12 protein-coding genes are annotated in these 13,496 nt (G+C 73.2%); 8 read left to right on the top strand and 4 right to left on the bottom strand.

The genetic code is table 11. The annotated features are described in order from the left end of the window. Window positions 1-7: 7 nt before the first annotated feature. From GA0070560_RS08720 to GA0070560_RS08705, 4 genes are read right to left on the bottom strand one after another with little or no spacing between them, the layout of a single operon-like run. A complete protein-coding gene (locus GA0070560_RS08720) occupies window positions 8-1,498 on the bottom strand; it encodes a mannitol dehydrogenase family protein (RefSeq protein ID WP_425412609.1) in 1,491 nt (496 codons plus the stop codon). Next, complete coding sequence (locus GA0070560_RS08715) at window positions 1,489-2,793, bottom strand: enolase C-terminal domain-like protein (RefSeq protein WP_091293511.1); 1,305 nt, start codon at window positions 2,791-2,793, stop codon at window positions 1,489-1,491. The genes GA0070560_RS08720 and GA0070560_RS08715 overlap by 10 nt, the downstream gene beginning before the upstream one ends. Continuing rightward, on the bottom strand, window positions 2,790-4,211 hold the full coding sequence (gene uxaC / locus GA0070560_RS08710; RefSeq protein WP_170839330.1) for a glucuronate isomerase: 1,422 nt from the start codon (window positions 4,209-4,211) through the stop codon (window positions 2,790-2,792). The genes GA0070560_RS08715 and uxaC overlap by 4 nt, the downstream gene beginning before the upstream one ends. 17 nt (window positions 4,212-4,228) lie before the next feature. Continuing rightward, a complete protein-coding gene (locus GA0070560_RS08705; RefSeq protein WP_091293508.1) occupies window positions 4,229-5,557 on the bottom strand; it encodes a Gfo/Idh/MocA family protein in 1,329 nt (442 codons plus the stop codon). Window positions 5,558-5,801: 244 nt separating this feature from the next. Here GA0070560_RS08705 and GA0070560_RS08700 point away from each other — a divergent pair, with 244 nt between their 5' ends. Genes GA0070560_RS08700 through GA0070560_RS08665 form a run of 8 tightly spaced genes read left to right on the top strand, consistent with a single transcriptional unit; the run spans window position 5,802 to window position 13,306 of the window. Next, complete coding sequence (locus GA0070560_RS08700) at window positions 5,802-6,926, top strand: LacI family DNA-binding transcriptional regulator (RefSeq protein WP_091293505.1); 1,125 nt, start codon at window positions 5,802-5,804, stop codon at window positions 6,924-6,926. A gap of 19 nt (window positions 6,927-6,945) precedes the next feature. Next, window positions 6,946-8,286, top strand: a complete 1,341-nt coding sequence (locus tag GA0070560_RS08695) for an ABC transporter substrate-binding protein (protein ID WP_091293503.1) — start codon at window positions 6,946-6,948, stop codon at window positions 8,284-8,286. 30 nt (window positions 8,287-8,316) lie between these two features. Further along, a complete protein-coding gene (locus GA0070560_RS08690; RefSeq protein WP_091293500.1) occupies window positions 8,317-9,294 on the top strand; it encodes a carbohydrate ABC transporter permease in 978 nt (325 codons plus the stop codon). Next, window positions 9,294-10,175 (top strand): carbohydrate ABC transporter permease, encoded by an 882-nt coding sequence (locus tag GA0070560_RS08685; protein ID WP_091293498.1) that lies wholly within the window; start codon window positions 9,294-9,296, stop codon window positions 10,173-10,175. The genes GA0070560_RS08690 and GA0070560_RS08685 overlap by 1 nt, the downstream gene beginning before the upstream one ends. After that, a complete protein-coding gene (locus GA0070560_RS08680; protein ID WP_091293496.1) occupies window positions 10,172-10,780 on the top strand; it encodes a hypothetical protein in 609 nt (202 codons plus the stop codon). The genes GA0070560_RS08685 and GA0070560_RS08680 overlap by 4 nt, the downstream gene beginning before the upstream one ends. Beyond that, window positions 10,777-11,625 (top strand): DUF6807 domain-containing protein, encoded by an 849-nt coding sequence (locus tag GA0070560_RS08675; RefSeq protein WP_091293494.1) that lies wholly within the window; start codon window positions 10,777-10,779, stop codon window positions 11,623-11,625. The genes GA0070560_RS08680 and GA0070560_RS08675 overlap by 4 nt, the downstream gene beginning before the upstream one ends. Next, on the top strand, window positions 11,622-12,713 hold the full coding sequence (locus GA0070560_RS08670; RefSeq protein WP_245675423.1) for a sugar kinase: 1,092 nt from the start codon (window positions 11,622-11,624) through the stop codon (window positions 12,711-12,713). Before GA0070560_RS08675 ends, GA0070560_RS08670 begins: the two co-directional genes overlap by 4 nt. Further along, entirely contained in the window at window positions 12,710-13,306 is a 597-nt protein-coding gene (locus tag GA0070560_RS08665) for a bifunctional 4-hydroxy-2-oxoglutarate aldolase/2-dehydro-3-deoxy-phosphogluconate aldolase (protein ID WP_091293492.1), read from the top strand. The genes GA0070560_RS08670 and GA0070560_RS08665 overlap by 4 nt, the downstream gene beginning before the upstream one ends. The last annotated feature ends 190 nt before the right edge of the window (window positions 13,307-13,496 follow it).

Genomic DNA, 13,496 nt, shown 5'->3' with positions numbered 1-13,496 from the left:
CTCGCGCTCACGGTGCACCCGCCAGGGTCGCCGCCACGCCGTGGCCGCGCAGGGCGGTCAGCCAGCCGGTCACCTCGTCGCGCACCTCGTCATCCTCGGCCAGCGCGGCCGGGAACACCTCCCGGAGGGCGAAGAGCGCGTCCACCGTGCCGGCCGGGGTGTCCGGGGCGGCGGCCAGCGCGGCCCGGATCCGGTCGGCGAGCGGGTCGTCCAGCGGTAGTCGCCGACCGTCGTCGGCCTGCCCGCCCACGAAGCGCAGCCAGGCCGCCACCACCAGCGCGCCCCAGTGCGCCGGTCGTCCCTGGGCGCGCAGGTCCCCGATGGTGTGCAGCACCCGCTGCGGCAGCTTCTGGGAGCCGTCCATGGCCACCTGGAGGGTGCGGTGCCGGATCGCCGGGTTGGCGAAGCGGGCCAGCACCTCCTCGCCGTAGTCGGTCACCCGGACCCCGTCCGGCGGGGTGAAGCTGGCGGCCACGTCCTCGGCGACGAAACGGCGCAGCACCCCGGTTAGGCCGGGCAGGGCGAGGGCGTCCGCGATCGTCTCGCAACCGGCCAGCGCGCCCAGGTAGGCCACCGCCGAGTGCACCCCGTTGAGACCGCGCAGCTTGAGCCGCTCCCACGGGCCGGCGTCGTCGGTCAGCACCGCGCCGGCCCGCTCCCAGGCCGGCCGGCCGCCGGGGAAGTCGTCCTCGACCACCCACTGGGTGTACGGCTCGGCCGCCACCGCCGCCAGGTCGGCCACCCCGAGCCTCGCGTGGGCGGTGGCCAGGGTCTCCCCGGTGCTGGCCGGGACGATCCGGTCCACCATCGTCGAGGGGAAACTCACCTGCGCGGCGATCCGGTCCAACGTCGCGTCCGGTGTGCCGGCCAGGGCCAGCGCCTGGCGTACCAGCCCGCGCAGCCGGTGGCCGTTGGCCGGCAGGTTGTCGCAGCTGACCAGCGCGACCGGGCCGGCATCGGCGGCGGCCCGGGCGAGCAGCCCGCGCACCAGCAGGCCGGGCACCGTCACCGGCGGTCGGTCACTGGTCAGGTCGAGGGTCAGCTCCGGGTCGGCGCGCAGCACTCCGCTGACCGGGTCGAGCTGGTACGCCTTCTCCGTCACGGTCAGGGTCACCACCCGGATCGCCGGGTCGGCGAGCAGGCGCACGACCGCCCCCGGGTCGCCGGCGGCGTGGCGTACCCCGGCCAGGGCCCCGACCACCCGGGTGGTGGCGCCCTCGGCGGAGAGCGTGGTGACACTGAACAGGGCGTCCTGCGCCGTCAGGGCCTCGACCAGCGCGGTGCTGCGCGGCGCGACCCCGACGATGCCCCACTCCCCGCCGGCCGCGCCGATCGCCGCCTCGGTGTAGACGGCCTGGTGGGCGCGGTGGAACGCGCCCAGCCCCAGGTGCACGACGCCGGCCGGCACCGTGCCCGGACGCAGCAGTGGCCGGCTCTCGGCGGGCACCCGGCGCAGGGTGGCCAGGCCGAGCCGCTCCGTGCCCACGCTCACCGCCACGCCGGGCCGTCCGGGAAGCGGAACTCGGCGATCGACTCCGGCTTCATGCTGGTGCTGTAGCCGGGGGCGGTGGGCAGCACGTACCGGCCGCCGTGGGTGCGGACCGGGTCGACGAAGTGCTCGTGCAAATGGTCGACGTACTCGACCATCCGCCCCTGAAGGCTGGTGCCGACCCGCAGGAAGTCGAACGCGGTCAGGTGCTGCACGTACTCGCAGAGCCCGACCCCGCCGGCGTGCGGGCAGACCGGCACCCCGAACTTCGCCGCCATCAGCAGCTCGGCGAGGACCTCGTTGATCCCGCCGACCCGGCAGGCGTCGACCTGCATCACACCGATCGCCTCGGCCTGCAGCAGCTGCTTGAAGATCACCCGGTTGGCGGCGACCTCGCCGGTGGCGACCCGGCACCGCCCGCCGGTCAGCTCGGTCACCGCGCGGGCGATGCGGGCGTGGCCCAGCACGTCGTCGGCGTGCGTCGGCTCCTCGATCCAGTACGGGTCCACCTCGGCCAGCGCCGTCATGTTGGTGATCGCCTCGTCCACGTCCCAGACCTGGTTGGCGTCCATCATCAGCAGCGCGTCCGGGCCGATCTCGGCCCGGATGATCCGGGCCCGTCGCAGGTCGTCCTCCGGCGGCCCGCCGACCTTCATCTTCATCGCCCGCCACCCCTGGGCGTACGCCTCGCGGGTCAGCGCCCGCACCTTGTCGTCCGGGTAGCCCAGCCAGCCGACCGAGGTGGTGTACGACGGCAGCCCGTCGCGCTCCAGCTCGGCGAGCCGGTCGGCCAGCCCGTCGCGGCCCTTGTCGAGGATGGCGGCGGCCTCATCCGGGGTCAGCGCGTCGGTGATGTGGTGGAAGTCGACGTTGGCGACCAGTTCGTCGGTGGGCAGCTCGGCCAGGTAGCGCCACATCGGCTTGCCGGCGAGCTTGGCGCGCAGGTCCCAGACCGCGTTGACCAGCGCGCCGGTGGCCATGTGGATGACGCCCTTCTCCGGGCCCAGCCAGCGCAGCTGCACGTCGGCGACGAGCGAGCGCCAGAACACCACCGGATCGGCCTCGATCTCGGCGACGGTGCGTCCCCGCACGTGGTGGGCCAGGGCGCGGACCGCGGCGCAGGTGATCTCGTTGCCCCGGCCGTTGGTGAAGGTGAACCCGGCGCCGGTCGGGCCGCCGTCGGTGCGCAGCTCGACGTAGGTGGCCGAGTAGTCGCCCCGGTTGATCGCGTCGGAGCCGTCGCCGGCCGCCGCGGTGGGGAAGCGCACGTCGTGCACGTCGACGCCGGTGATCCTGACACTCATGACATCTCCCCGAACTTGAAGACCTTCTTCGGCAGCCGGTACGCCAGGTCGACGACGGTCTCGGCGGCCTCGTCCTCGGCCAGCCGGTGCTCGGCGACCAGCCGGGCGAGGAAACCGGCGTCGATCCGGCGGGCCACGTCGTGGCGTACCGGGATGGAGCAGAACGCGCGGGTGTCGTCGACGAACCCGGCGGTGTTGTAGAAGCCGGCCGACTCGGTGACCGCCTCCCGGAAGCGCCGCAGCACCTCCGGGGAGTCCAGGAACCACCAGGGCGCGCCGAGGTAGAGCGCGGCGTACCCGCCGGCGAGCGGGGCCAGCTCCCGGCTGAACGTGTACTCGTCCAGGGTGTAGACGACCACCCGCAGCCGGGGGTCGTTGCCGTGGGCGTCGAGCAGCGGGGCGAGGGCGTTGACGTACTCGGTGGCCTGCGGGACGTCGCCGCCGACGTCGCGGCCGTGGGTGGCGTACAGCCAGCGGTTGTGGTTGCGCGCCGCTCCCGGGTGCAGTTGCAGGACCAGGCCGTCGTCCAGTGACATCCGGGCGAACTCCACCAGCATGTGCGCCCGGAACGCCTCGGCGTCGGCCGCGTCGGCCTCGCCGCGCAGGCCCTTGCTGTAGAGGGCCGCGGCCTCCGCCGTGGAGAGCGCCAGGGTGCGGGCGGTCGGGTGGCCGTGGTCGGAGGAGGTGGCGCCGGCGGCGATGAAGGCCGCCCGTCGGGCGCGCAGCGCCGCCAGGTAGCCGGCGTACGTGCCGGTGTCCTCGCCGGCGATCTCGCCGAGCCGCTCGACGTTGGTCCGCCAGCCGTCGAACTCCATGTCGACGACGTTGTCGGGCCGGAAGGTGGTGACCACCCGGCCACCCGGCCCGCCCCAGCCGTCGGCGGCGAGCTTGGCGTGCCGGCCGAGGTCGTCCAGCGGCGACTCGGTGGTGGCCAGGACCTCGATGCCGAACCGCTCGAACAGCGCCCGGGGGCGGAACTGCGGCTCGGCGAGCCGGGCGGCCAGCTCGTCGTAGACGGCGTCGGCGGTGGCGGGGGAGAGGAGGGTGGTCACCCCGAACACGTCGGCGAAGGTCCGTTCCAGCCAGAGCCGGGACGGGGTGCCGCGGAACAGGTGCCAGTGCGCGGCGAAGAGCCGCCAGATGGCCCGCCCGTCGGTCTCCACCGGGCTGCCGTCCACCGTCGGCACCCCGAGCCGCGCCGGGGGCACCCCCTGGCTGAGCAGCATCCGGGTGAGGTAGTGGTCGGGCACGATGAGCAGCCGGGCCGGGTCGGGGAACGGGCGGTCCTCGGCGAGGATCGCCGGGTCCACGTGCCCGTGCGGCGAGATGATCGGCTGCGGCGCGGCCAGGGCGTACAGCTCCCGGGCGAGCCCGCGGACGCCCGGGTCCGCGGGCAGGAGCAGGTCAGGGGTTGGCACGGGGACTCCTCGCAGGGTCAGGGCAGGGGGAGCAGGTCGGCGACCCGGACCGGCTCGCCGGTCTCCATGCAGCGGTTGGCCGCCAGGCCGGTGAGCAGGGCGAGCGCGCCGTCGCGCGCGGTGGCGGCCCGGTGCAGCGGGTCGGCCGCGCCGCCGAAGAGCACCCGGGTCATCCGGGCGTCCGCCCCACCGTGGCCCTGCCGGGTGTGACCCTCGACCGGGATGACGGTGGGCGGCTCCCAGAACGGGCGCAGGGTGAGGGTGGCGCCGCCGGACTCGGCGGCGGCCTCGTCGCCGTGCAGGGCCGCGCCCTTGAGCGCGCCGGCCGCCGCCGGGCTGACGAAGTCGCTCTCGACGACCTCCAGCTCCAGCCGGCCCCGGCTGCCGTTGACCATCACCCGGTAGCCCTCCCAGGGGGCGTACGCGGTGAGGTGGTAGGTCATCGTCGCGCCGCTGCTGTAGCGGGCCAGCACCGCCATGTCGTCCTCGATGGTGACGCCGGGGGCGAACACGTTGCGGTCCCGCTGGTAGCCGTCCTCGGCCTCCGCGTCGAGGTAGAGCTCGCGCAGCCGGGGATGTTCGGCCAGCCGCAGCGCGAACGGGTCGTCGGCGGCGGCGGGGGCGTCGTGCGCCCGGTCGTAGTCGCGGGCGTACCCGTGCCGGCGGCCCTCGTCGCCGTAGAAGAAGAGCCGGCCGGCGGCGTACACCTCGACCGGTTCGGCGTCGAGCCACCAGTTGACCAGGTCGAAGTGATGGCTGGCCTTGTGCACCATCAGTCCGCCGGAGGACGCCTTGTCCCGGTGCCAGCGGCGGAAGTAGTCGGCGCCGTGCCGGACGTCGAGCAGCCACTCGAAGTGCACCGACCCGATCTCGCCGACCGCCCCGTCGGCGAGCAGCCGGCGCAGCTGCTCGTGCAGCGGGTTGTAGCGGTAGTTGAAGGCGACGGTGACCTGCCGTCCGGTCTCGGCGACGGCGTCCAGGATGCGCCGGCAGCGCGGGGCGTCGACGGTCATCGGCTTCTCGGTGATCACGTCGCAGCCGGCGTGCAGCGCGGCGACGATGTACTCGTCGTGGGTGGCGTCGACGGTGGTCACCAGGACCACGTCGACGCGTTCCTTCTCGAGCATGGCGACGAAGTCCCCGGCCCGGTACGTCGGCACGGCCGGGTGGCCCAGCTCGACCAGCCACCGGTTGTGGGCGTCCATCCGGGCGGAGTTCACATCGGCGAAGGCGACCAGCTCCGCGTGGTCGGCGTGCTCGGTGACCAGGGCGCGGACGAACATCTCGGCGCGGGCTCCGGTGCCGACGAGGGCATGGCGGCGTCGCCGCCCGGGTGGTGGTGACATGCGGTGGACCTTCCGCTCTTCACTGCAAAGGTTTGCAGCGAAGAAACCACGCCGATGAAGACCGCGTCAACGATGGAGACCAATCCCGTGGCACTCGCCCCGATTTATGGGAATTTGATGGCCCCGTGGGAGCGTGGTCGCAACCGAGCCGTAACAATCTGCCGTTGACACCAGAGCAACCGTTTGCATTAATTGGCGGCACCCATGTGACCGCAGCCACAACACCTGACGAGGGGGCCTGCCCGTGCCAGCCACCATCCGCGACGTCGCGCGGGCCTCCGGCGTGCACATCTCCACGGTGTCGCGCACCTTCTCGGCACCGCACCTGGTCAACCCGGAAACCAGGGTACGGGTGCTGGCCAGCGCCGAGGAGCTGGGCTACCGGCCGAACCGGGCCGCCCGGGCGCTGATCACCGGCCGTACGCACAACATCGGCCTGATCATCGCCGACATCGCCAACCCGTTCTTCCCGCCGCTGATCAAGGCGGCCGAGGGGCAGGCCCGGCACCGGGACTACCACGTCTTCGTGGCCGACACCAACGAGGACCCGACGGCCGAGGAGGAGCTGGTCCACGCCCTGGCCAAGCAGGTGGACGGCGTGCTGCTGTGCAGCCCCCGGATGAGCAACAGCCTCATCGAGCAGGTCAGCAGGGAGGTCCCGGTGGTGGTGATAAACCGGCAGGTCGCCGGGCTGCCCTGCGTGATGATGGACGTCGGTCAGGGCGCCCGGTCCGCGATCGAGCACCTGCTCGGCCTCGGTCACCGGCGGATCGCCCTGCTCGGCGGCCCGCGCGGCTCCTGGACCAACCGTGAGATCCGGCGGGCGGCCGGGGCCGCCGCCCGCGCCGGCGGCGCCGAGCTGACCCTGCTCGGCCCCAACCCGCCCACCGAGACCGGTGGCGGCGCGCAGGCCGAGCAGGTACGCCGCAGCGGCGTCACCGCCGTGCTCGCCTACAACGACCTGATGGCGATCGGGCTGATCGAGGGACTCGACCAGCTCGGCCTGCGGGTCCCGCAGGACGTCAGCGTCGTCGGGGTCGACGACATCGCGCTGAGCCGGCTCACCCGCCCCAAGTTGACGACGGTGGCCACGCCGACCGCGGCCGCCGGCCGGACGGCCGTCGACATGCTGTTGCAACACGACTCCGAGCCCCGCCCGCGCGGTGGGGGTCGGTCAGCGGCAGTCGGCGACCGTCGCACCACCGCACAGGTAATGCTCCAGACCGAACTGGTCATCCGCGACTCGACCGGACCCGTTCCGGAAACCGGTCGAACCCGCCCCGGAGGTACCCCGGAGAGCCCGGGTCCGCATCGCCTTGCGGACCCGGGCGGCCCGGCCCGCACCACCGGTGGCGTCGTCGCCTCCTAACGCCGAGGAGTGAGCGCAGATGCACCCCGCAACGTCCCCCACCGCCGGCACGCCGGCCGAACCCTCCCACCGTACCCTCGCCCCCCGCCGTCGATTCCTGCGCGGCCTGGTCGCCGCCGTGGTCGCCGCGCCGTTGCTGTTCGGCGCCGCGGCCTGCGGCGACGACAGTGACGCCGGTGACGGCAAGGTCAAGCTCTCCATCTTCTGGTGGGGCGGCGAGAACCGGGCCAAGCTCACCGAGGACGCCCTGGCCCTCTACACCAAGAAGAACCCGAACGTCACCTTCGAGAAGACCTGGCAGGCCAACCAGGGCTACTTCGACAAGCTGGCCACGCTGACCGCCGGCGGCAACCCGCCGGACCTCTTCCAGATCGACGACAACTACCTGTCCGAGTACGCCGAGCGCAGCACGGTGCTGGACCTCAACAGCTACTCCGACTCCGGCAAGCTCGACGTGTCGAAGTTCCCCAAGAGCCTGCTGGAGTACGGCGTCGTCGACGGCAAGCTCGCCGGGGTGGCCTCCGGCGAGAACACCCAGGGCCTGGTCTACAACAAGACCCTGCTGACCAGGAACGGGCTGCCCGAGCCGACCACCGGCATGAGCTGGGAGGAGCACATCGCCTGGGCCGAGCAGGTGACGAAGAAGACCAAGGTCCCCGGCACCCAGGACCCGAGCGCCGACTACAAGGCGTTCTGGGTGTGGCTGCGCCAGCAGGGCAAGGACCTGTACAAGGGCAAGGACCTCGGCTTCGACGAGGCGGACGTGACCAGGTGGTTCGAGCTGTGGAAGGGTGCCCGCGAGCGGGGCGCCACCCCGACCCCGGACGTGATCCACGAGGGCAACGCCAGCGACGTCACCAAGCAGCTCGTGGTCACCGGCAAGGCCGCCACGAGCTGGGTCTGGGTCAACCAGATGCCCGACCTGAAGAAGAACACCAAGGACGAACTGGGCGTCGTGGCGTACCCGGGTGACCCGAGCGGGCAGTGGGCCCGGGCCGCGATGTACTGGTCGGTGTTCAAGGGCAGCAAGAACCGGGACGTCGCGGTTGACGTGATCAACTTCCTGGCCAACGACCCGGAGGCGGTCGCGCTGCTCGGCACCGACCGCGGCCTGCCCTCCAACCTCGACCTGCGCGCCAAGGTCAGCGAGACGGCGACCGACCCGGCGATGAAGCAGTCCATCCAGGTCGAGACCGAGCTGGCGCAGAAGTTCGGCCAGGCGGCGCAGGTGCCGATCAAGGGCCACAGCAAGGTCAAGTCGGAGCTGGTCAAGGCCGCCGAGAACGTCCAGTACGGCCGGATCACCCCGGCCGAAGCGGCGGCGCAGTACGTCGCGGCCTGCAAGTCCGCGATCGTCTGACCTCGCGGTCGACGGAAAGGAGCCGGCCCCGTGGCCCTCACCACGGCCCCCGGCCGGACCACCCGGACCGGTTCCCCCCGGCCCCACGCCACCCGGCGTGGGGCCGGCCGGGACCGGCACGGCGAAGGTCTGGCGGGTTACGTATTCCTCTCGCCCTGGCTCATCGGACTGATGGGCGTCACGGCGATCCCCATGCTGCTCTCGCTCTACCTGAGCTTCACCAACTACGACATCCTCACCCCGCTGTCCGAGGTCGAGTGGGTGGGGCTGGCCAACTACGAACGGATGTTCACCCAGGACCCGTCGTACTGGCACGCCGTCCAGGTCACCCTCACCTTCGCGCTGGTGGCCGTGCCGCTGAAGCTCGCCGCCGCGCTCGGCGTCGCGCTGCTGCTCAACAAGGCCTGGCGCGGGGTGGGGCTGTTCCGCAGCCTGTTCTACCTGCCGTCGCTGCTCGGCGGCAGCGTCGCGCTGGCCATCGTCTGGGTCAACATGTTCAACCGCGACGGCGCGTTCAACTCGTTCCTGGCGATCTTCGGCATCGAGGGGCTGCCCTGGGTCAACGACCCGGACTGGGCCCTGGAGACCCTGATGCTGCTGGCGATCTGGCAGTTCGGCGCCCCCATGGTGATCTTCCTGGCCGGGCTCAAGCAGGTCCCGTCCGAGCTGTACGAGGCCGCCTCGGTCGACGGCGCGAACCGGTTCCGCCAGTTCTGGCACGTCACCCTGCCGATGCTCTCGCCGGTGATCTTCTTCAACCTGGTGCTCGAGACGATCAACGGATTCCAGGGCTTCACCGCGGCCTTCGTGCTCAGCAACGGCACCGGCGGCCCGGTCGACTCGACCCTGATGTACACGCTGAAGCTGTACATCTCCGGCTTCACCGACCTGGAGATGGGCTACGCCTCGGCGATGGCCTGGGTCTTCCTGATCGCGATCGGGCTCATCACCACGGTCTTCTTCAGCACCGGGCGGTTCTGGGTGCACTACTCCGACGGGGAGCGGTGATGACGGCGGTGACCTCGACGGGGGCCCGGGTGGGCGCCCGCAAGCCGAGTGGACGGCAGGCGCTGCGCCTGATCGTCCTGATCGCGATCGTCGCGGTCGTGCTCTACCCGCTGTTGTGGATGCTCGGGACGTCGGTGAAGTCCCAGGAGGAGATCGTCAACAACATCGGCCTGCTGCCGGAGACGTTCACCCCGGGCAACTACACCGACGGGTGGCGCAACTTCGACTTCAGCTTCGGCAAGTTCTTCCTCAACAGCGCGATGGTCAGCCTGCTCACCGTGGTCGGCAACGCGGTCTCCTGCCTGCTGGCCGCGTACGCCTTCGCCCGGCTGCGCTTCCGGCTGCGCGGCGTCTGGTTCGCCGTCATGATCGGCACCCTGCTGCTGCCCGGGCACGTGCTGATCGTGCCGCAGTACATCCTGTTCCGCAGCCTGGGGCTGGTCGGCGCGGACTGGCCGTACCTGCCGCTGCTGATCCCGCAGTTCCTGGCCACCGAGGCGTTCTTCGTCTTCCTCATGGTCCAGTTCATGCGGGGCATCCCGCGCGAACTGGACGAGGCCGCCAAGATCGACGGGGCCAGTCCGTTCGGCATCTTCCGGCACGTCATCCTGCCGTTGAGTCGCCCGGCGCTGGTCACCACCGCGATCTTCTCGTTCATCTGGACCTGGAACGACTTCTTCCGGCAACTGGTCTTCCTGTCCAATCTGGAGGACTACACGGTGCCGGTGGCGCTGACCCTGTTCATCGACTCCACCAGCCAGAGCGCGGTCGGGCCGATGTTCGCCATGTCGGTGCTGTCGCTGCTGCCGGTCTTCCTGTTCTTCCTCGCCTTCCAGCGGATGCTGGTCGAGGGCATCAACACCAGCGGGCTCAAGGGATGAGCGACGAGCGGCCCCGCCGCGACTGGCGGGACACCCTGCGCGACGCCACCGACCTGGCGCTGCTCGGCTTCGCCCTGGTGCTGGCCGCGCTGCCGCTGCTCACCCTGGCCCCGGCGGCGGCCGCCGCCAGCGCCGCGGTGCACGACCGGGTGGCGCTGGGCGGCTGGCCGGCCCTGCGGACCACGCTGTCCCGGTTCGGCCGGGCGCTGCCGGCCGGCCTGGCGGTGAGCGTCGCCGCGCTGGCGGTCGCCACCGCGCTCGGCGTCGACCTGGCCGCGCTCGCCGCCGGGCGGGTCCCCGGGGGTCCGCCCGCGCTGGCCCTCACCGTCGTGGTCACCGCCGCCCTGGCCGGGTACGCCGGCCTGGTCGTGGTCGAGGTCGGACGGGCCGGCGGGCGGGGCTGGCGGGACGCGGCCCGGGCAGCGGCGCGCACCGCGGCGCGGCAGCCCGGCACCTGGGCCGCCACGAGCGGGGTGTGCGCGGTCGCCGGGCTGCTCGGCGTGCTGGTCACCCCGGTGGCGGCGCCGATCCTCGCCGGGTACGCCCTGGCCGCCCTGCACGCCGTCGCCACCCGCCGGCCGGCGGCCCGGACGGAGGCGTCGTGAGCGACGAGCCCCGGCTGCGGGTCGGCGACGTCGAGGTGGCCCGCTACGTGCTCCACCCCGACCTGGACCGCAGACACGGCCCCCGGCCGTACCTGCACCCGGTCCGTACGCTCGCCGGCACGCCGGTCACCGACACCCTCCCGGCCGACCACGTCTGGCACCTCGGGGCGTCCCTGGCCGTGCAGGACGTCGACGGCACCAACCTGTGGGGCGGCCGGACGTACGTCCGGGACACCGGCTACACCTGGCGGGACGACCACGGCGTGATCGCCCACACCGGGTGGGTCGACCGGAGGCCGGACCGGCTGGAGCACGAACTGCGGTGGCGTGACCCCGACGGCGGGGTGCTGCTCACCGAGCGCCGCCGGCTCGGCGCGGCACCGGTGGCCCCGGGCGTGTGGCGGCTCGACGTCGACTACACCCTCACCGCCCCCGCCGGGCGGGACGTGCACCTGGGCAGCCCCGCCACCAACGGCCGCCCCGGCGGTGCCGGCTACGGCGGGTTCTTCTGGCGGGCCGTCGCCGAGGGTGAGCCCCGGGCCTTCAGCGCCTCGGCGGACGGGGAGGAGTCGGTCAACGGCAGCGCCGAGGCGTGGGTCGCGTTGACCGGCGTCGGGCCGGGCGGTGGGGCGTACACCCTGGTCTTCACGGGCCTCGGCCCCGGCGACCGGTGGTTCGTGCGGACCGCGATGTACCCGGGGGTCTGCGTGGCCTTCGCCTTCGATCGGCCGGCGGTGGTGCCGGCCGGCGGCGACCGGCGCGGCCGGCACGCGGTGCTGGTCGCCGACGGGACGCTCGACCGGCCGCGGATCGCCGCCCTGCTCGACGGCGGGGCCACCGCGTGAGCGCGAGGAGTGAGCCGGGTGGTGTCGGGCCGGTCGACGACGGCCACGGGGCGTCGTCGGTGCCGGCCGACACCACCGGTCCGGAGGTGGCCACCGTCGGCGAGACGATGGTGCTGCTCAGCCCCGATCCGGCGGGGCCGCTCGATCGGGCCGACCGGCTCGGGGTCTCCGTCGGCGGCGCCGAGTCCAACGTGGCGGTGGGGCTGGCCGCGCTCGGACACCGGGTGAGCTGGGTGAGCCGGGTCGGCGACGACCCGTTCGGGCGTCGGGTGGTGCGGCAGGTCGCCGCCGCCGGGGTGGACACCACGCTGGTCGAGGTCGACCCGGCCGCGCCCACCGGCGTCTACCTCAAGGACCCGGCCCCCGGGGGCACGGCCGTGCACTACTACCGGGCCGGCTCCGCCGCCTCCCGGCTCGGGCCGCAGGCGCTGGACGACCGGCGGCTGGCCGGCGTCCGGCTGCTGCACCTGTCCGGGGTGACCGCCGCGCTCTCGCCGTCCTGCACGGCGTTGATGGAGCGGGCGCTGGTCGGGCGACCGCTGCCCGGCACCCGGGTCAGCTTCGACGTCAACCACCGGGCCCGGCTCTGGCCCGCCCCCACCGCCGCGCCGGTGCTGCGCCGGCTCGCCGACCACGCCGACGTGGTCCTGGTCGGCCTCGACGAGGCGCGGACGCTCTGGGACACTCCGGATCCGGTCGCCGTGCGGACGCTGCTGCCCGGCCCGGAGCTGGTGGTGGTCAAGGACGCGGCGGTCGGCGCGACCGCGCTGCCCCGCGCCGGCGCGGCCGTCTTCGTGCCGGCGTTGCCGGTGCCGGTACGCGAACCGGTCGGCGCGGGCGACGCCTTCGCCGCCGGGTTCCTCTCCGGGCTGCTGCGCGGCCTCGCCCCGCGCGACTGCCTGCGGCTCGGGCACCTCTGTGCCGCGCCCACCCTCACCGTGGCCGGCGACACCGCGCCGCCGCCCGATCCGGCACTGATCGACCGTCTGCTCGCCCTGCCGGACGCCGGATGGGCCGCGCTGGACCCCGTGGCGGTGGGGCTCGTCCGTCCCGCGACCACCACTGACCAGGGAAGGAACGACGGATGACGTCGCACGACTTCGGGGGGATCTTCGCCGACGCACGGGTGATGGTGATCCTGCGCGACCTGCCGCCGGCGGAGACCGTCCGCCTCGCCGAGCAGGCGTGGGAGCTGGGCATCGACGTGGTGGAGGTGCCGATCCGTACCGCCGACGCGGTGCTGGCCCTGCGGGCCGTGGTGCAGGCCGGGCGGGAGCGGGGCAGGCTGGTCGGCGCCGGGACGGTCCGCACCCCCGCCCAGGTACGCCAGGCCGCCAGCGCCGGCGCGGCGTTCACCGTCGCGCCCGGGCTGGATCTGGCGGTCGCCGACGCGGCGGTCACCTACGGCATCCCGCACCTGCCGGGGGTCGCCACCCCGACCGAGGCGCAGCGTGCCCTCGATCACGGGCTGTTCTGGCTCAAGGCGTTCCCGGCGGTGAGCCTCGGGCCGCAGTGGTTCAAGGCGGTGGCCGGGCCGCTGCCGGAACTGCGTTTCGTGGCCACCGGCGGGATCGACGCGGACAACGCGGGAGACTTTCTCGCGGCAGGCGTCAGGGTGGTGGCGGTCGGGTCGGCGCTGTCCGATCCGCGGCAGATCCCCCGGCTGGCGGCGCTGATCTGAGCCTCAGCGTCGTCGGTCCGAGGCCACCGGAGACGGATCCGCCGCGGCCGTCGCGCGTGTTCAAGGGGAGCTCGGTCGGCGTCTGCGTCTGGCTGCTGCGAGAGCCGGTGGGCGAGCCATTGTTCTTCAGCCAGGGGACGACGTCCCACGTGGACGGCGACGAGATCGGCGGCTGGCCGCAGAATTTGTG

The organism is Micromonospora halophytica, from assembly GCF_900090245.1.
Taxonomy (GTDB): Bacteria; Actinomycetota; Actinomycetes; order Mycobacteriales; family Micromonosporaceae; genus Micromonospora; species Micromonospora halophytica.
The sequence above is the reverse complement of the archived record's forward strand: the minus strand, read 5'-3'. Positions and strand labels throughout refer to the sequence as shown.